This window comes from Halomonas sp. RT37 (genome assembly GCF_040070525.1).
GTDB classification, from domain to species: Bacteria; Pseudomonadota; Gammaproteobacteria; order Pseudomonadales; family Halomonadaceae; genus Halomonas; species Halomonas litopenaei.
Map to the genome: position 1 here is coordinate 431,760 of NZ_CP098827.1, position 18,241 is coordinate 450,000.

General features: G+C 66.3%; 12 protein-coding genes. 7 read left to right on the forward strand and 5 right to left on the reverse strand.

Annotation, left to right across the window (positions count from 1 at the left end):
* The first annotated feature begins 249 nt into the window (after positions 1 to 249).
* On the forward strand, positions 250 to 1,395 hold the full coding sequence (locus NFG58_RS01965; RefSeq protein ID WP_045991380.1) for an ABC transporter ATP-binding protein: 1,146 nt from the start codon (positions 250 to 252) through the stop codon (positions 1,393 to 1,395).
* A 76-nt stretch (positions 1,396 to 1,471) separates the two neighbouring features.
* Here the strand turns inward: NFG58_RS01965 and NFG58_RS01970 are convergent, their stop codons facing one another.
* Positions 1,472 to 3,127 (reverse strand): iron ABC transporter permease, encoded by a 1,656-nt coding sequence (locus NFG58_RS01970; protein ID WP_348828112.1) that lies wholly within the window; start codon positions 3,125 to 3,127, stop codon positions 1,472 to 1,474.
* A 217-nt stretch (positions 3,128 to 3,344) separates the two neighbouring features.
* On the opposite strand from NFG58_RS01970, the gene NFG58_RS01975 reads away from it, so the two are divergent.
* Genes NFG58_RS01975 through NFG58_RS01985 form a run of 3 tightly spaced genes read left to right on the forward strand, consistent with a single transcriptional unit; the run spans position 3,345 to position 8,160 of the window.
* Entirely contained in the window at positions 3,345 to 3,938 is a 594-nt protein-coding gene (locus tag NFG58_RS01975; RefSeq protein ID WP_348827490.1) for a TetR/AcrR family transcriptional regulator, read from the forward strand.
* Between the two features lie 16 nt (positions 3,939 to 3,954).
* Positions 3,955 to 5,112: an efflux RND transporter periplasmic adaptor subunit gene (locus NFG58_RS01980; RefSeq protein WP_108131137.1), complete on the forward strand. Its 1,158-nt coding sequence runs from the start codon at positions 3,955 to 3,957 to the stop codon at positions 5,110 to 5,112.
* Positions 5,113 to 5,115: 3 nt separating this feature from the next.
* Complete coding sequence (locus tag NFG58_RS01985) at positions 5,116 to 8,160, forward strand: efflux RND transporter permease subunit (RefSeq protein ID WP_348827491.1); 3,045 nt, start codon at positions 5,116 to 5,118, stop codon at positions 8,158 to 8,160.
* A gap of 15 nt (positions 8,161 to 8,175) precedes the next feature.
* Here NFG58_RS01985 and NFG58_RS01990 read toward each other — a convergent pair whose 3' ends face one another.
* The 4 genes from NFG58_RS01990 to dctP all read right to left on the reverse strand — a co-directional run bounded on the left by NFG58_RS01990 (position 8,176) and on the right by dctP (position 12,362).
* Positions 8,176 to 9,135, reverse strand: coding sequence for an alpha/beta fold hydrolase (locus tag NFG58_RS01990; RefSeq protein ID WP_108131139.1), 960 nt, complete (start codon positions 9,133 to 9,135; stop codon positions 8,176 to 8,178).
* A 196-nt stretch (positions 9,136 to 9,331) separates the two neighbouring features.
* Positions 9,332 to 10,660 carry a TRAP transporter large permease subunit gene (locus NFG58_RS01995; RefSeq protein ID WP_045991386.1) on the reverse strand — a complete coding sequence of 443 codons (1,329 nt, stop codon included), beginning with the start codon at positions 10,658 to 10,660 and terminating at the stop codon, positions 9,332 to 9,334.
* Complete coding sequence (locus NFG58_RS02000) at positions 10,657 to 11,169, reverse strand: TRAP transporter small permease subunit (RefSeq protein ID WP_045991387.1); 513 nt, start codon at positions 11,167 to 11,169, stop codon at positions 10,657 to 10,659. The genes NFG58_RS01995 and NFG58_RS02000 overlap by 4 nt, the downstream gene beginning before the upstream one ends.
* A gap of 86 nt (positions 11,170 to 11,255) precedes the next feature.
* Positions 11,256 to 12,362 (reverse strand): TRAP transporter substrate-binding protein DctP, encoded by a 1,107-nt coding sequence (gene dctP / locus NFG58_RS02005; protein ID WP_348827492.1) that lies wholly within the window; start codon positions 12,360 to 12,362, stop codon positions 11,256 to 11,258.
* A gap of 374 nt (positions 12,363 to 12,736) precedes the next feature.
* Between dctP and NFG58_RS02010 the strand changes: the two genes are divergently transcribed.
* From NFG58_RS02010 to rmuC, 3 genes are read left to right on the forward strand one after another with little or no spacing between them, the layout of a single operon-like run.
* Positions 12,737 to 15,217 (forward strand): GNAT family N-acetyltransferase, encoded by a 2,481-nt coding sequence (locus tag NFG58_RS02010; protein WP_348827493.1) that lies wholly within the window; start codon positions 12,737 to 12,739, stop codon positions 15,215 to 15,217.
* 34 nt (positions 15,218 to 15,251) lie between these two features.
* Positions 15,252 to 16,718: an aminoacyl-histidine dipeptidase gene (locus tag NFG58_RS02015; RefSeq protein WP_348827494.1), complete on the forward strand. Its 1,467-nt coding sequence runs from the start codon at positions 15,252 to 15,254 to the stop codon at positions 16,716 to 16,718.
* Positions 16,719 to 16,730: 12 nt separating this feature from the next.
* The gene (gene rmuC, locus NFG58_RS02020; RefSeq protein ID WP_348827495.1) at positions 16,731 to 18,173 is read left to right on the forward strand and encodes a DNA recombination protein RmuC; all 1,443 of its coding nucleotides are present in this window, start codon (positions 16,731 to 16,733) and stop codon (positions 18,171 to 18,173) included.
* Positions 18,174 to 18,241: the final 68 nt, after the last annotated feature.

An 18,241-nucleotide genomic window follows, 5' to 3' on the forward strand; every position in this document is an offset into this window, starting at 1 on the left:
GGGCACGATCGATGTACTGATGGGGGCTGCGTCGGGGGCGGATACCTCCGACCATCGGGCGCTCCAGCCTGGCGCTGCGCTACCTGGCACCCGCTGCTTCGGGAGCCGGCAGAACTGCGAGGCTGACCTGTTGGAGCGTGAGATATCGCACAGGCAAAGGAGAAGGCGTGTCGAAAGGATTCGCGTTACCATGGCCAATCCATCGGCTTTCGCCGTCGTCCATCCGACCTTCGACACGCGATCCCCTCCATGACCTCACACCTTGCCAGCTCCGCCACCGTTTCCGAGCAGACCTTCGAGGAAGGCGTTGTCGCCGATCCTCTGCTGGCTGTGCGCAATATCCAGCATCGATACGACAGCAAGCTTGCCGTCAGCGACGCCTCCTTCGACATCGCGCCGGGCGAGGTGGTGTGCCTGCTCGGGCCGTCGGGCTGTGGCAAGACGACGCTGCTGCGCATCGTCGCCGGACTCGAGGCGTTGCAGCAGGGGGAGCTCAAGTTCGACGGCCAGACCCTGGCCGCACCGGGGCGCCCCCACGTGCCGCCGGAGAAGCGCAGCGTGGGGCTGGCCTTCCAGGAATCGGCACTGTTTCCCCACTTGAGCGTGCTCGACAACGTGACCTTCGGGCTCAAGGGGATGCCGGCGCGGGCGCGCCGTGAACGAGCCCTGGAGCTGCTCGCTCAGCTGGGTATGGACGGCTACTCCGAGGCCTTCCCGCACACCCTGTCCGGTGGCCAGCAGCAGCGGGTGGCCCTGGCCAGGGCCCTGGCGCCCTCGCCGCAATTGATGCTGCTGGACGAGCCTTTCTCGAGCCTCGACGCGCGTCTCAGGGACCGTATCCGCGATGACACCCTGCACGTGCTCAAGCAGGTGGGCGCAGGCACCCTACTGGTGACCCATGACCCCGAAGAGGCGATGTTCATGGCCGATCGCATCGTGCTGATGCGCGATGGTCGGGTGGTGCAGGTAGGCACGCCGGAAGAGCTCTACTGCGCGCCGGCCGACCCCTTCGTGGTGACCTTCTTCGGGGACGTCAATCGCCTGGAAGGCGTCGCCCAGCGTGGCTATGTGCATACCGCGGTGGGACCCGTCGCCACCGACCTGCCTGACGGCGCCCGCGCCCAGGTGCTGATGCGCCCGGAGGCGCTCAGGGTGGTGGAAATCGAGAGCGACGGCCAGCACGCCCACCACAGCCACGTGCTGATGGCACGACTGCTGGGGCGTTGCAGTCTGCTGCACCTCTGCGTGCACGGTATCGATGGCCAGGAGGCCCACATGCACGCCCGGGTACCCGGGGTCTTTCTGCCGAGGGAAGGCCAGGCCGTGCAGGTCAGTCTCGACCCGGCCCAGGTATTCGTGTTCCCCGCCGAGGCGTCCGGCGCCGAAGCCGTCTAGACCCCCTGGCCCCGGCGCACCAGGGGGTCACTATTCGTATCCGGTCGTATCCAGTCGTATCCAGAAGGGGCCTGCGTCAGTCGCTGGCCTGGCCCGGGCGCGAGCGGCGCATCGCCAGGCTCAGCAGCACCACCGGAATGATCCCCACGGCAACGATGGCCAGGGACGCTGTCGAGGCCTCGGCCAGGCGTTCGTCAGCGGCCAGGTTGTGGGCTCGTACCGCCAGGGTGTCGAAGTTGAACGGGCGCAGGATGATGGTGGCCGGCAGCTCCTTCATCACGTCGACGAAGACCAGGATCCCGGCGGCCAGCAGGCTGCCGCGCATGATCGGCGTATGCACCTTGCGCAGGGTGCCGGTGGCGGTCTCGCCGAGGGTGCGGGCGGCCGCGTCCATCGACGGGGTGACCTTGCCCAGGCTCGCTTCCACGGCGTTGAACGACACCGCGAGAAAACGCACCACATAGGCATAGATCAGGATAAAGGCGGTACCGCTGAGGACCAGGCCGATCACCTCCCCGGTGGCGGCCTTGTACAGCTGGTTGAGCTGGACGTCGACCCAGGCGAAGGGGATCAGGATGCCTACCGCCACCACCGACCCCGGAATCGCGTAGCCCAGCGAGGCCACCCGAGTGGCCGTGCGGGTCAGCGGGCCCTGTTCGAGTCGGGCGCCATAGCTCAGCACCACCGCCAGCCCCACCGCGATCAGGGCGGCGACGGCTGCCAGCAGCAGGCTGTTGCCGGCGTATTCGAAAAAGGCGCTGCCCAGCACGCTGTCTCCGGCCTTCAGCGCCATGTACCCCAGCAGCAGGCAGGGCAACAGGAAGCCCACCGTCACCGGCAGCGCGCAGGCCAGGGTGGCCGCCCAGGCGCGTGCACCGCTTAGACGGTACTCCGGTAGTTGCTGGTAGCGGTGAGAGGTGTGGTGGAAGCGGCGCTTGCCCCGGGACCAGCGCTCCAGCAGCACGAACAGGATCACGAAGGCCAGCAGACACGCCGCCAGCTGGGCGGCGGCGACCTGTTCGCCAAGTCCGAACCAGGTGCGATAGATGCCGGTGGTGAAGGTATCCACGCCGAAGTACTGCACCGCGCCGAACTCGTTGAGGGTTTCCATCAAGGCCAGCGACACGCCCCCCACCAGCGCCGGTCGCGCCAGCGGTACCGCCACCTGGGTAAACATCTGCCAGGGGCCACGGCCCAGGGTGCGTCCCACGTCGAGCATGCACACCGACTGCTCGAGGAAGGCCGCCCTGGCCAGCATGTACACGTAGGGGTAGAGCACCAGGGTGATCAGGGTGGCGGCACCCGGTAACGAGCGGATGTCGGGAAACCAGTAGTCCCCGCGGGACCAGCCGAAGGCTTCGCGCAGGGCCTCCTGCACCGGCCCTGCGTACTGCAGAAAGTCGGTGTAGGCGTAGGCGATGACGTAGGTGGGTACCGCCAACGGCAGCAGCATGGCCCATTCGAACAGGCGCTTGCCGGGAAAACGGCACATCACTACCAGCCAGGCGCAGCCGGTACCGATGGCCAGGGTGCCAAGGCCGACGCTGAGCACCAGGAACAGGGTGTTGAGCAGATAACGCGTCAGCACAGTGTCGGCCAGGTGACGCCAGATATCGCCGGCGGGCACCAGAATATGGGCCAGGATCACCAGCACCGGCAGTGCCACCACCGCGGCGACAGCCAGCGTCAACCAGCCCCAGCGCGAAAGCCGCCGGGAACGAACCTTGGCCACGGAATGAGTACTGCTGGACACGGACGGACTCCTGCTGCGGGCACCGCTGACGGACGGGAGGCCAGATCATACCAGTCCGTGCCGGCGGCTGCAGTTGGCCATCAAGGGGAGGCATGAAGGCGCGCACCAAACGGAAGTGAGACCTTGGCTCGGCGGGCTTTGAAAGTGAATAACTATTCATTTATTTTAAGAGGCATCTCAAAAGAGGGTAGATGTCATGCGCCCACGCGACGACACCAAGCGGGTGGCACTGCTCGAGGCGACCCTGGTCGAGGTCACCGAGCACGGCTTCGGCGTGGCCTCGGTGGCCCGTATCGCGCGTCGCGCCAGGGTGTCGCCCGCCACCCTCTATATCCACTTTGCCGACAAGGACGCCCTGCTGGAGGCGACCTTTGTGCACGTCTGTGACCAGCTGATCGATACCGCCCTGGAGGCCTTCGATGCGGCACTCGAGCTGCGCCAGGCGCTGCGCGAGATGTGGCATGCGCTGTTTCATCTGGCCCTCGACCAGTCGCGCCTGTTTCGCTTCCACGACGCCTTCAGCCATTCGGTATGGATGAATGATCGGGTCCGCGAGCGCAACGATCTGCGCCTGGCGCCCTTGCTCGATGCCATCGCCCAGGGGCATCGGGATGGCGTGCTCAAGCCGGTTGGGCTTGCGCTGCTGGAAAGCTTCATGTTCCGCCCGATCTACCACCTGGTGCAGAGCCAGGGGAGCCACCCGTTCGAGCCCACCCACACCAATATCGACCAGGCCTTTGCGATGGCCTGGGACGCCATTGCCGTTCGCCACGACAACCCGCGTCCCTGACGCCTCAGGAGCCCCCATGACCTTCTCTACGTTTCCTCCGACGTCGCGCCTTGAGCGCCTGCTGGCCAGGTTCAGTCTGCTTGCCGTCGTGGCGCTTGTCGCCGGCTGTGAATCCGACCAGCCGCCCTTGTCCCAGCAGCAGGTACACCCGGTGAAGCTGGTGTCGCTGGACGCCGGGCGTCAGGGCATGTTGATGCGTTATCCCGGCCAGGTGCAGGCCTCGGAGCGTTCGGAGCTGTCGTTCCGGGTCGGTGGGGAACTGCGCGAGCTGGCCGTGCAGCCGGGGGATGAGGTGGAAGCGGGGGACCTTATCGCCCGCCTCGATGATCGTGATGCCAAGAGCCAGCTGGCCAACGCCCGTTCGAGCTACAACCTGGCCGAGGCGACCTACGAGCGTATGCGTATCTCGCTGGAGCGTGGTGCCATCAGTCGGTCCCGCTTCGACGAGGCACGTGCCGAGTTTCTGTCGGCCCAGGCCCAGCTCAAGCAGGCCCAGGACCAGCTCAGCTACACCGAGCTCAGCGCGCCCTTCAGCGGCGTGATCGCGTCGGTTCCGGTGGACAACTATCAGGTGGTCGGTGCCCAGCAGACCATCGCCGAGCTGCAGCAGCCGGGGTCCATCGACGTGACCTTCCAGCTGCCGGAGCAGCAGGTCCGTCGGATCAATGACGAGCGCGCCCAGGCGGTGCAGGACGGCGAGGACGCGGTGGTCTGGGTGACCTTCGCCGAGAACCAGCAGCAGCGCTACCCGGCCCGCTACAAGGAGCACGACAGCAGCGTCAGCCAGGGGTCGCTGAGCTATGAGGTCACCCTGACCTTGCCTGAACCCGACGACATCACGGTGCTGTCGGGCATGAGCGCCACGGTGCTGCTGGACATGAGCGCCCTGACCGGTGATAGCCAGGATCCCTGGCGGGTGCCGGTGGCGGCGGTGGCCACGCGGGAATCGCAGCCTGACCAGGCGGTGGTGTGGCGCTTCGTGCCCGACGACGAGTCCCGCGCCGACGGCCCTGGACGTGTCGAGGCGGTGCCGGTCGTGCCGGGGCGCATCACCACCCAGGGGATGCTGATCGAGGGCGAGCTCGAGGCCGGCGACCGGCTGGTCGCCGCCGGTGCCGAACGCATGCAGGAAGGACGCAGGGTACGACCCTGGATCAAGGAAGAGGGGCTCTGATCGATGGTCGACTACTTTCTGCGCCAGAAGGTCATCAGCTGGATGATCACCCTGCTGCTGGCCGTTGGCGGGGTGGTGTCTTTCTTCGGGCTCGGGCAGCTGGAGTTTCCCGAGTTCACCATCCGCAACGCCATCATTTCGACCCAGTACCCCGGCGCCACGCCAGAACAGGTAGAAGAGGAGGTCACCCTGCGCCTGGAGAAGGCGATTCAGCAGATGCCCGACCTGAAGCGGGTCAGCTCGGTCAACGCCGACGGCCTGTCGCAGATCACCGTGGAGCTCGAGAACACGGTGCGCGAGCACGAACTTGCCCAGTACTGGGACCTGCTGCGGCGCAAGATCAGCGACGTCCAGGCCGAGCTGCCTCCCGGCGCCGGGACCTCCATCGTCAACGATGACTTCGGTGACGTCTTCGGCCTGCTGTTGACCCTGACCGGCGAGGACTACAGCCAGCAGGACCTGGAAGACCACGCCGACCTGCTGCAGCGGGAGCTGCGCCTGGTCGACGGGGTCAAGAAGGTCGCCATCGCCGGCACCGTGCAGGACCAGGTGGTGGTGTCGCTGGACCGTGACCGGATGCGCGCGCTGGGGATCTCGCCACAGCAGTTGAGTGACCTGCTCAACGCCCAGAACGTGGTGGGCGACGCGGGCCATATCAAGCTCGATGGCCTGTCGCTGTCGGTGCAGCCCACCGGCGAGTTCGACAGCGTCGAGTCGCTCGAGCGGCTGGTGGTGGGCCGCCCCGGTGACGGCCTGATCCGCCTTGGCGATATCGCCGAGGTCACTCGCCAGACCACCGATACGCCCCAGTTGCTCTACCACGCAGGGGGGCAGTCCGCGCTGTCCATCGGCATCTCGTTTGGTTCCGGCGTCAACGTGGTGGAGGTCGGCGAACGGGTCGAGAAGCGGCTTTCCGAGCTCGAACAGCGCATGCCGCTGGGCATGGAACTGGCCACCGTCTACCACCAGCCCGAGGTGGTGGAGGACGCGGTCAACGGCTTTCTGATCAACCTGGCCGAGGCGGTCGGCATCGTCATACTGGTGCTGTTGCTGTTCATGGGGGTGCGTAGCGGGCTGCTGATGGGCCTGATCCTGCTGCTGACCATCCTCGGCACCTTCATCATGATGTCGATTCACGGCATCCAGCTGCAGAAGATCTCGCTGGGCGCCTTGATCATTGCCCTCGGCATGCTGGTGGACAACGCCATCGTGGTCACCGAGGGCATGATGATCGGCCTTGCCCGGGGCAAGACCAAGCGCCAGGCGGCGCTGGAGGTGGTCGGTCAGAATCGCCTGCCGCTGCTGGGTGCCACGGTCATCGCGATCACCGCCTTTGCTCCCATCGGGCTGTCGCCGGACGCTACCGGCGAGTTCGTCGGGTCACTGTTCTGGGTATTGTGCTATTCGCTGTTCCTGAGCTGGATCACCGCCCTGACCCTGACCCCCTTCTTCTTCGATCTGTTCTTCAAGGAACGCATCGAAGCGGGCGAGGAGGGGGATAGCGATCCCTATCGTGGCCTGCTGTTCCGGGTGTTTCGCCGCCTGCTGGTGCTGGGGGTTCGATTCCGCTACCTGACATTGGTGCTGGCGGTGGCGCTGCTGGCCGGTGCCTTGTCGCTGTCGGGGCAGGTCAAGAACGCCTTCTTTCCCGACGCCACCACACCGCTGTTCTTTGCCGATGTGTGGTTGCCGGAGGGCACCGACGTGCTGGAGACCGAGCGCACCATCGCGCGCCTCGAGACGCAGGTGCTGGAGATGCAGGACGTGACCCGGGTGACCAGCGTGATCGGTGGCGGCGCACAGCGCTTCACCCTGACCTATGCCCCCGAGGACCGCTATGCGAGTTTTGGTCAGCTGATCGTCGAGACCGAGGACCGCGCGTCCCGGGAAGCCCGCATGAAAGAGGTGATCGAGACCCTGCGCGAGGGCTTCCCCCGGGTCCAGTACAAGGTCCAGGCGTTGCAGGTCGGCCCCTCGGCTAAGGCCAGCATCGAGGCGCGCATCTACGGTGACGATCCCGAGACCCTGCACCGCCTGGGCGCCGAGGTGCGTGGCATCTTCCAGGACGAGCCGATGACCGACAGCATCCGGCTGTCCTGGAGCAATCGCGAGAGCGTCATCGTGCCCGAGTTCCTCGAGCAACAGGCACGTCGCGTCGGAGTCACCCGGGACGCCTTGCACCAGGCGCTCAGGCTCAACAATGACGGCGAGCAGGTCGGCGTCTACCGGGAAGGCAGCGAGCTGATTCCGATCGTGATGCGCTCCCGGGAGGACCAGCGCCACGACATCGACAACCTCAGCGCGGTCAACGTCTGGAGTGAAGAGCAGGGACGTTATCTCAGCGCCGGCAACGTGCTCGGCGAGCTGCACACCGAGCTGCGTGATCCGCTGATCAAGCGTCGTGACCGGCGTCGCATGCTGGCGGTGTACGCCGAGCCGATGCCGCTGTCCGGTGAGACCGCTGCCAGCGTGCTGGCGCGGCTGCGTCCCCTGGTCGAGGCCATCGAGCTGCCGCCGGGCTATGCCATCGAATGGGGCGGTGAGTACGAAACTGCCAGCGACGCTCAGAAGGCGCTGCTGTCATCGCTGCCCATGGGCCTGCTCGGCATGTTCATTATCACCGTGCTGCTGTTTGGCCGGCTGCGCCAGGCGCTGGCGATCTGGTCGATCGTGCCGCTGATGCTGATCGGTATCATCGGTGGCCTGGCGTTGCTCGGGGCGCCCTTCACCTTCATGGCGCTGCTCGGCACCTTGAGCCTGATCGGCATGGTGCTGAAGAACGCCATCGTGCTGATGGAAGAGATCAACGTGCAGCGTGGCCAGCAGGACAATGCCCACGACGCCGTGATCCAGGCCGCGGTCAGTCGTGTGCGGCCGGTGACCATGGCCGCCGTGACCACCATGCTGGGGATGCTGCCGCTGTTCACCGATGCCTTCTTCGCCTCCATGGCGGTGGTCATCGTGTTCGGTCTGGGCGTCGCCACCCTGTTGACCCTGGTGATCCTGCCGGTGGCGTATTGCACCTTGATGCGAATTCGCGCTGGCTGATCCTGCCGCCGCTGCCTAGCCGCCGGCCCCCTGAACGCTGGCCCCATGGGGGCCAGCCTCGTCGGCGATGGGGGACCAGGGGGCGTCTGACACGCCATCTGGCTGCGTCGACGGGGCCCGCTCCACCAGCCAGGAAGAAACCAGCGGCCACAGGGTGTCACGGTGGCGGCGGCGAAATCCTTCCAGGTGCCCCAGCACACCACTGCCCATTACCCTGGGAGACAGCTGCAGGCGCTTGATCGAAGCCCCGGTGAAGTAGCCTGCCAGCAGGTCGATGCTGTCGCTGCTGGCGTAGGGGTCGTCGTCGAGCCCCACCACCAGCAGAGGTAACGCCACGCGGGCGAATCGCACTTCGGCGTTGAGTTCCGGGTCGTCGAAGAAGTAGCGCGGCAGGCTGGTCCAGCGACTGCACTGGCGAGCCACACCATCGGGCACGTCTTCACCGATACCGAGCCGTCGGCAGGGCACATAGCCTTTGATGCGGGACAGCAAAGGAAACACCAGCTTGAACAGCATCCAGGCGCGCAGCCTCAGCCAGGGTGATGAGATGAAGCGCAGACAGCTGGCATTACAGGCGATCAGCACCGCGCCGCTCAAGTGTCGACTGGCGTCGCCCAGGCCGATGGCATGGCCACCGAAGCTGTGACCGATGGCAAGCAGCGGCAAGTCCGGCCAGTGCTGGCGAGCCCACTGGGTCACGCTGTCGGCGTCTAGCTCGGCCCAGTCCTGCATGCGCACCCCCAGTTTCTCGAGATGCTCCGGTCGCGACCGCCCGATGCCGCGATAGTCGTAGCTCAGCACGTGGAAGCCTTGCTCGGCCAGGAATAGTGCGAAGGCCTGATAAAGGCGTTGTGACACCGCCGAAGCGGAGTGAATGATCACCACCCCACGCAGCGGCTGTGTGGCCTCGAAGTGGCTGGCGCCGAGCGGATAGGCATCGGAGGCGGAGAGGGTGAAGCGGGTCACGTTGGCCATGATGCTGCCCTTGCACAGAGTGTCTAAGAACTCTTAATACGATGCAGGAACGGCGTCGAGGCTTTACCCAATCAGGAGCGCGAGGGGGTGAAAAGTCGAAGAATATGCCGGAAACGCACTGGCAAAATCGTCGTTCTAAACGAGTAGCCCCCGCGAAGCGGGGGCTGTGTGGTTGTGCTGGAGGCTACCCTGAGGGTCAGTAGCCCAGCAGCATCGAGGGCAGGCCTGTGACCAGGGCGGGGAAGTAGGACATCAGCACGCAGGCAATCAATATCAGCGCGCAGAACGGGATCACCGCCTTGTACAGGTCGAGGGTCTCGACCTCCGGTGGCGCCACGCCCTTCAGGTAGAACAGCGCATAGCCGAAGGGCGGGGTCAGGAAGGAGGTCTGCAATACCACCGCCACCATCACCACGAACCACAGCATGTCGACGCCCATGGTCTCGATGATCGGCAGCATGATCGGGAAGCTCAGCAGCACGATGCCGGTCCAGTCGAGGAACATGCCCAGCACGAATACCAGCAGGAACATCAGGATCAGTGCGCCGGTGGTGCCACCGGGCATCGCCAGCACCAGTTCGCTGATCACGTCCATGCCGCCGCCGATGGAGAACACCCCGGTGAAGGCGGTCGCCCCCACCAGCACGAACATCACCATGGTGGTGGTCTTGCCGGCCTCGATGAAGGTGTTGTAGCAGGTCGACAGCTTGCGATCACCGAAGATCAGGAACAGCAGGAAGGCCAGGGTCACGCCGATGGCCGAGGCCTCGGTGGCGGTGGCGATACCGGTGAACAGGGCGCCCAGCACCCCGAGGATCAGGCTCATCGGCGGCAGTACGTACTTGCACAAGCGGATCACCAGCTCCCCGGTGCTGGTCTCGGCACGCTCCTCGGCGCCTACAGGAGGGCCGAAGTCGGGCTTGATCAGGCAGATCACCAGCACGTAGAGCGCGTACATCGAGCCCAGCAGCAGACCCGGCACCAGGGCACCGGCGAACAGCGCACCCACCGACACCGGCGAGTAGCTGGCCATCAGGATCAGCATGATGCTTGGCGGAATCAGGATGCCGAGACAGCCGCTGGCCATGATGACGCCGGCGGACAGGCCCTTGTTGTAGCCGTACTTGAGCATCGGTGCCAGGGCGATCAGGCCCATCACCGCGATGGAGGCGCCGACGATGCCGGTGGTGGCCGCCAGCAGCACCGAGACGATGACCACGGTCAGCGCCAGGCCGCCGCGCACGCGTCCGAGCAACAGGCGCATGCTCTCGAACATTTTCTCGGTGACGCCCGAGTCATTGAGAAAGCGCGCCATCAGAATAAACAGCGGGATCGCCACCAGGACATAATTGTCCATGGCGCGCCCATAGATGTTGTTGATGATGATGCCGAGCACCTGGGGACCGGGGCCGAACCAGGCGCCGAGTACCGCGACACCGCCCAGCACGAAGGCCAACGGGTGGCCCATGAACAGCCCCAGCATCAGGCCTGCAAACATGAAGATGGTCAGAAGTTCAGCGCTCATTTGGCTTCCTCCACGCCCTGGCCTGTCAGCTCATTGATGGCGCGAATGACGATGGCGATGGCCTGCAGAAGGATCAGCACGCTGGCGATGACCAGCACGGCTTTTACTGGGTAGACCGGGATCGAGACGATGCCGTAGGTGGACTCGGCGCGGCTCCAGGAGCGCTCGAAGAAGCGCCAGCTATAGGTGATGAACATGATGATGAAGGGGGTGAAGAACAGCAGGTAGCCGAGCAGGTCGATCAGTGCGCGACCGCGCCGGGAAAGCAGCTGCTTGACGATGTCCACCTCCACATGGGCGTGATGGCGCAGCCCGTAGGCGGCCATCAGCATGAAATGGGTACCGAACAGCATGGTGGTGACGTCGAAGGCCCAGTCGCTGGGGCGTCCGATAAAGAAGCGCATCGCGATGTCGTAGACCACCACGAGGGTGATGATCGCGATCAGCGGAGCGATCAAACGGCCGAACCACTCGTTCAAGCAGTCGATGGCCTTGGCAATGGCGTTCATGGTGGGGTTCTCGTCGAAGTCCAACGATGACCGGCGGCCTCGCGCAGAGAGCCGCCGGCCGGTAGTGACAGAAACGTGCCTGGTTGTTACTCGAGGCAGGCTTCGATCTCGTCAAGCGACGGCAGGTTGTCGGTGACGCGGCTCATGTTGTAGGGCACCGAGACGTCACGCCACTGGGCGTAGTCCTGCATGTAGCTGATCATCGACTGGTAGACCTTGCCGAGCATCGGGTCCTCGCAGGAACCCTGCACGATCACCTGGTTGGTGACCTCCTGGATCTGGGCCAGGTCTTCCTCGGACAGCTGGTTGATGGTGGTGCCGTCCTCGAGGAACTTGGCGGTACCCTCGGTGGACTGCTTCTCGGACCAGGCCAGCGACCAGGCCATGGTGGCCTCGGAGGCGATCTTCAGCTTCTCCTGGGTCTCCTCGGACAGAGCGTCCCAGGCGTCCTTGTTGATCATTACACCGAACACGCTGGCAGACTGGTGCCAGCCCGGCGTCATCCAGTAGTCGGCAACCTCGGAGAAGCCAGCCTTGTAGTCGACACCGGGGGTCGAGAACTCGGCGCCGTCGACCACACCACGCTCGATGGCCTGGTAGATCTCGCCGCCGGCCAGGGTGACCTGGGAACCACCAAGCTGCTCGAGCACCCGCCCCTGGTCACGCCCGGACAGACGCAGACGCTTGCCTTCGATGTCGGCGAGAGACGCGATCGGGGTGCCGCCGCGGAAGCCGGACTCGTTGTTGGTGATACCGTAGGGCAGGTAGACCAGGTTGTACTGGCCGTAGATCTCCTGGTAGAGCTCGAAGCCGCCCCACTGGGTGATCCAGTTCAGGTAGTCCATGCCGTTGAAAAGGCTGGGGGTGGCTGCCAGCGGCGAGAACGCCGGGCTGCGGCCGGCCCAGTAACCCGGCCAGTCGCCGGCGGCCTGGATGCTGCCGGTCTCTGTGGCGTCGAAGACCTCGGTGCCGGGCATCAGGGTGCCGCCGGCGTAGAACTCGATCTGGATCTCGTCCCCGGCCAGCTGGTTGACCAGCTCGGCCCAGTGCTTGTCGATCTGGATCAGGTCGAGGTTTTCCGGCCAGGTGGTGGTCATGGTCCACTTTTCCTGGGCCATGGCGCCACTCGACAGGGCGGCCAGGGCGATGCCGGCAGCCATGCTGGTCAGGGTAAACTTGGTCATGTGCTTCATGCAGGTGCTCCCCGTGGGTTGTTGTGTTCTGTGCAAATGAGGCGATCGCTGCCTCACCGAAATTGCGTCCGGCACCCTGGGCCATTGTCTTGGGTTCGGTGCCTGGGGGTAGTGGCGTTCCAGCGTGGGGTTGGCCCACGATGGCGCCTCGGCTTCATCAAGCTAGCACGGTCTTCAAGAGATGATCGATGCGACCCATGTCGATGAAACGGCACACTTTTTTGGCGGCTGCACAGTCGATAGCGTGAGAAAAAGTTTCGACAATTCAGCAAAATGAATAAGTTAGAGCGACATCTATGCTGCGCTGCCGTAGTCGGCTCGATCGTTTAATCGGCGCAGCCTTTAGACCAAAGTTGATTTATCAGGGAGCCTTAATGTCCCACTTTTTGACCCGACAGGACCTCGCGCGGCTCGCTGCCTTTCGACAGCAACTGCGAGGGCGGCGCTTTCGCGGCTTGCTGTGGGTGAGCGAGGCTCCTGACCGGGCGCGGGGCGTTGCCCGCGAGTGCCTGGCCCAAGGCGGATGGTCGGCGCCGCTGTGGGTCGGGGGAACGGCGATTGACGAGGCTGCTGACAGGGCCGGCACCGGGGCCCATGCCAGGGCCGGCACCGGGGCCCATGACAGGGCCGCCAACCCCCCGCCGTCGCTTGAGCGCCTTCCCGCCGCCAAGGCGCGTACCCGGCTCGGCGGCGAGCACGACCTGGTGGTGTTCGACGCCGCCTCGCCAGGCACTGGCCTCGATCCTGACGCCCTGGGGGCGGTGGCCGGCACCCTGGTGGCGGGAGGCCTGCTGGTGCTGTTGACCCCCGACGACGGTGGCCGCCGACCCGACGACGACTACTGCCGCCTGGCGGCCCACCCTTGGCGGCCGGAACAGCTCACGAGCCGTTATCTAGAGCGCTGCCATCGGCTGCTGGCGGGTTTTCCCGGGATGCTGCGCTGGCGGCAGGGGGAGGGCCTGACGGCAACGCCCGATGATGGCCAGGAAAGCCCTTTTGCCGATGGCTCATGTTCAGACAACCCTTGTCCAGACAGCCCTTGTCTAGACAGCCCCGACCCGGATTGCCTGAGCCCCGACCAGGCCGAGGTGGTACGTCGGCTGACGCGGCTCAGGCGTCGCCGCCCGTTGGTGATCACCGCTGATCGTGGTCGCGGCAAGTCGGCGGCGCTGGGCATCGCCTGCGCCCGCCTGCTGGTCAAGGCCGAGCAGCAGTGCCAGGCGCCGCTGGATATCCTGGTGACGGCACCGAGGGCGTCCTCGGTGGCGCCGGTATTCGAGCGCCTGGCGACGCTGCTGCCCGAGGGACAGGGCGATGAAAGGGACTTCGAGGCGCCCGGGGGGCGGGTGCGTTTTATCGCCCCTGACGCACTGACTGACGCCGTCGCCCGGGGGGAAGCCGGCGGCCCCGGCTCGCTGCTGCTGGTGGACGAGGCGGCGGCGATTCCGGCGGCGCTGCTGGGCGAGTGGCTGGCGGCATTTCCGCGGCTTGCCTTCGCCACCACGGTGCATGGCTACGAGGGCTCGGGGCGAGGTTTTGCGTTGCGCTTTCGTCGTCATCTGGAGGCGCAGACGCCCCAGTGGCAGGCCATCGAGCTCAGGACGCCGATACGCTGGGCCGATGGAGACCCCCTTGAGCGGGCCATCGACGCGCTGCTGTGCCTGGATGCAGAACTCCCCACAGTGCCGAAGGGGGCGAGGGTGAGTGCGCCTTGTCCTGGTCAAAAGTTGGCCGAGCTGCCCTGTACCACGCTCGATCGTGATGTCCTGGCCCGGGACGAAGCCTCCCTGAGAGCCATCTTCGGCCTGCTGGTCCAGGCTCACTACCGCACCACCCCGGCGGACCTGCGGGCGCTGCTTGACGCGCCGGCGACCCGCATCTCGATCCTCGGGACACCACGTGCGCCGCTGGCGGTGTGCGTGTGCGTCGATGAGGGCGGCTTCGATGCCGATCTGGCCGAGCGAGTGCTGCTGGGACAGCGACGCCCGCGTGGTCACCTGATGGCCCAGTCGCTGGCGGCCCACGCCGGTGAAGCAGCTGCACTGAAGGCACCCAGCGCCCGGATCACCCGGATTGCCGTACACCCCGACTGGCGCCGCCTGGGGTGCGGGGCGAGGCTGATCCAGGAGGCGGCACGCCAGGCCGAACAGGCCGGCAAGGCACTGCTGGGGGCGAGCTTCGGCGCCGATCCGGAGCTGCTGGCGTTCTGGCAGGCGCAGGGCTTTCGTCCGGTGCGCCTGGGACTGACCCGGGAGGCCGCCACCGGCGAGCATGCGGCGATGGTGGCGCTGGCCCTGGGGGAGCACAACCGGGACCTGATCGAGCGGTTGTCGCGGCGCTTTGAGCGGCAGTTGCCGGGGCTGCTGGCGTTCGAACTGACACGCCTGTCGCCACCTGTGGTGCTGGCACTGCTGGGAAGCGCGGGGGACCGTCGTACATTCAGCGCTGAAGACCGCTTTTCGCTCGAGGCCGAGGACTGCTTTTCGCTCGACGCCGAAGATCGCTTTTCTCTCGACGCCGATGACCGTCGTGAGCTCCAGGACCTGGCCAGGGGCCAGCGCGAGCCGGCGCTGGCGCGTCCGGCCATCCAGGCCCTGGTTCGCCGGCTGGCGTCGCTGTCACTGTCGTCGTCGATGTCGTCGCCCAGGTCCAAGGCGAGGTCCAAGGCTGACGATGGCCACGATGACAGTCTGGCCTGGCTCGCAGCGTGGGCGTTTCAGGGACGTTCGGAAAGTTCCCTAGCGCAGGGGCTATCGCTGCGCGGCAAGGCACAGGTCAAGCAATGGTTGCGGGACGCCGTGGGCCGAGCCCTGGCACTGCTGGAGACCCTTTCCAAGGCCCCGGGGCGAGGGTAGAGTGCCAACATTCGCAAAGGCAGACATAGACATCATGAACGAACATCTCGATAGCCTCGCTCCGACCGCCGTCTGGCGTCACTTCCGTACCCTGTGCAACACGCCGCGCCCCTCGGGCCACGAGGCGGCTCTGGTCGAGATCCTTGAAGCCTGGGCAGACGAGCGCGGCATCGCCCACGACCGTGACGCCTACGGCAACCTGCGTCTGTCCAAGCCGGCGAGCCCCGGGCGCGAAGGGGCACCGGGGGTGATCCTCCAGGGCCATCTGGACATGGTGGCCCAGGCCAACGCCGACAAGCCACACGACTTCACCCAGGATCCCATCGTCACGCGGGTCGAGGACGGCTGGCTCAAGGCCGACCAGACCACCCTGGGCGCCGACAATGGCCTGGGGGTGGCGGCGGCGCTGGCGATCCTCGGCGATGATGAACTCGTCCATGGCCCGCTGGAGGCGATCTTCACTCTCGAGGAAGAGACCTCCATGGGCGGTGCGCTGAATCTGGCCGAAGGCTGGCTGGAGGGCAGTCTGTTGCTCAACCTGGACTCCGAGGACCGTGGCCAGGTCTACATCGGTTGTGCCGGTGGCGCCGACGTGGTGGTCGAGGCCCAGTTGCCGGTGGAGTCGGTGGGCGAGGACGAAGAAGCCCTGACGCTGAGCCTCAAGGGACTGCGTGGTGGCCACTCCGGGATCGATATCGACAAGGGGCTGGGCAACGCCAATCGCCTGCTGGTGCGGGTGCTGCGCGCCCTCGACAGCTGCGAGGTGCGCCTGGTCGACTACCGTGGCGGCACCCTGAGAAACGCCATCCCCCGCGAGGCCGAGGCGGTGGTGATGGTGCCTCGGGACGAGATCGACGCGCTGCGCTCGCGCATCGAGCGCCTCGAGGCCGATATGCGCCGCGAGCTGTCCGGCGTCGACGAGGGCCTGCGGCTGACCCTGGAGCCCTGCGCCACGCCGCGCGAGGAAGCGCTGACCCGCCACGCCAGCCGCCTGCTGGTGGCGGCGCTGCACGCCGCGCCCTGCGGTGTCGAGCGCATGAGCGTCGAGGTGCCAGGCGTAGTCGAGACCTCCAACAACCTGGGCGTGGTCAGCCTCGAGAACGGCCGCTTTCACCTGTGCGCCCTGGTGCGTTCACTGCGCGACAGCGCCACCATGGATCTGGCCGAGCGCTTCACCGCGCTGTTCGAGCTGATCGGTGCCCGTACCCGGGTCGAGAACGGCTACCCCGGCTGGACGCCTCAGCCCGACAGCGACCTGCTCAAGCACTTCTGTGAGCTGCATCGTCAGCGCCTGGCGGTGGACCCGGAGATCAAGGTCATCCACGCCGGGCTCGAGTGCGGGATTCTCGGCGGCAAGTACCCCGAGCTTCAGATGATTTCCTTCGGCCCCCTGATTCGCGGCGCCCACTCGCCGGACGAGCGCGTCGAGATCGCCTCGGTGGAGGAATTCTACGGCCTGCTCAAGGCGCTGATCGGCGACCTGGCCGAGGGCACCCGCTGATATGAGGCTGAGATGAGTCCGGCCCTCGAGTCACTGTTCGCCCAGCCCCTGGCGCCGGCTCTTGCCGGCGTCTCGCTGCTGGCGATGACGTTGCTGGCGCTGGCCTGGCGAGGGCATCGACAGGGGCAGCGGCGTGAACAGGCCCTGGCAGCAGAGCTCGAGACGACCAAGGCTCAGCTCGAGCAGCGGCGCGAGGCCGCACGCCAGCTCGAGCAGGAGCTGGCCATCAGCGATGCCCAGCTCGACGCCAGCCGAGAGCAGCTCGAGACCCAGCGGGGCGAGCTCGGCGCCGCCCGTCAGCAGCTCGCCGATGTGCGTGAGCACAATGCCCGTCTGGAGACCGAGCGCGAGCAGATGGCGGCGCGTCATCGCGAGCAGATGGCGCTGGTGGAATCCTCCCGGGAGCAGCTCAAGCAGGAATTTCATCGGCTCGCAGGCCAGGTCTTCGACGAGCGCCAGCAGGCCTACCAGACCCAGAGCCGCGAGGGACTCGAGTCGCTGCTCAAGCCGTTTCGCGAGCAGGTGGACCAGTTCCGCCAGCGGGTCGAGGACCTGACCGGACAGCACAGCCGCGAGGCGGTATCGCTCAAGGCCCAGATCGAGCAGCTGGCGGGTCTCAACGCCCGCCTCGGCGAGGAGGCGGCGGGGCTTGCCCGGGCGCTCAAGGGCGACCAGAAGGCCCAGGGCGGCTGGGGCGAGTTGATGCTGGAGACCGTGCTGGAACGCAGCGGCCTGCGGCGCGACATCGAGTACCGCCGCGAGGTGTCGATGAACGGCGAGCAGGGACGCCAGCGTCCCGACGCCATCATCTACCTGCCCGAGGATCGCCACCTGATCGTCGACGCCAAGGTCTCCCTGACCGCCTGGACCCGGGTGGTCAACGCCGACGACGAAACCGAGCGCGAAAGCGCCATGAGCGCCCACCTGACCTCGCTGCGCAGCCATATCCGCGGACTCGCCGCCAAGGACTACCCGGCCCTGCCGGGGCTGCATTCGCCGGACTTCGTGTTCCTGTTCGTACCGGTGGAACCGGCCTTCGCCGCGGCCTTCGAGCGTGATCCTTCGCTGTTCCAGGAAGCCTTCGACCGCCAGGTGGTGGTGGTCACCCCGACCACCCTGCTGGCCAGTCTGCGGACCGTGGCGGGGCTCTGGAGCATGGAGCGCCAGAACGAGAACGCCCGGGTCATCGTGTCACGGGCAGAGCGCCTGCTGGCCAAGTTCTCGGGGTTCGTCGACAGCCTCGACGACGTCGGCAAGCACCTGGAGCGCGCCAGCGCCAGTCATCACCAGGCGATGAACCGGCTGTCCCAGGGCCAGGGCAGCCTGGTCGCTCAGGCGCTCGAGCTCGAACGCCTCGGCGCGCGGATGAAAAAGCCGCTGCCGGAGGAGCTCAAAAGGGCGGCTCAGTCGCCGGCGACGCTGGGCAACGATGGTCAGGCCGTCGACGACGCCTGAAGTGACCGCCGTAAACGACGACGCCCCGCTCAAGCCGAGCGGGGCGTCTTCCTTTGCACTGCGTGGGT

Coding starts and splice junctions, on each gene's coding strand:
- NFG58_RS01965 (WP_045991380.1), top strand. CDS start 250: ATGACCTCACACCTTGCCAGCTCCGCCACCGTTTCCGAGCAGACCTTC.
- NFG58_RS01975 (WP_348827490.1), top strand. CDS start 3,345: ATGCGCCCACGCGACGACACCAAGCGGGTGGCACTGCTCGAGGCGACC.
- NFG58_RS01980 (WP_108131137.1), top strand. CDS start 3,955: ATGACCTTCTCTACGTTTCCTCCGACGTCGCGCCTTGAGCGCCTGCTG.
- NFG58_RS01985 (WP_348827491.1), top strand. CDS start 5,116: ATGGTCGACTACTTTCTGCGCCAGAAGGTCATCAGCTGGATGATCACC.
- NFG58_RS01990 (WP_108131139.1), bottom strand. CDS start 9,135: ATGGCCAACGTGACCCGCTTCACCCTCTCCGCCTCCGATGCCTATCCG.
- NFG58_RS01995 (WP_045991386.1), bottom strand. CDS start 10,660: ATGAGCGCTGAACTTCTGACCATCTTCATGTTTGCAGGCCTGATGCTG.
- NFG58_RS02000 (WP_045991387.1), bottom strand. CDS start 11,169: ATGAACGCCATTGCCAAGGCCATCGACTGCTTGAACGAGTGGTTCGGC.
- dctP (WP_348827492.1), bottom strand. CDS start 12,362: ATGAAGCACATGACCAAGTTTACCCTGACCAGCATGGCTGCCGGCATC.
- NFG58_RS02010 (WP_348827493.1), top strand. CDS start 12,737: ATGTCCCACTTTTTGACCCGACAGGACCTCGCGCGGCTCGCTGCCTTT.
- NFG58_RS02015 (WP_348827494.1), top strand. CDS start 15,252: ATGAACGAACATCTCGATAGCCTCGCTCCGACCGCCGTCTGGCGTCAC.
- rmuC (WP_348827495.1), top strand. CDS start 16,731: ATGAGTCCGGCCCTCGAGTCACTGTTCGCCCAGCCCCTGGCGCCGGCT.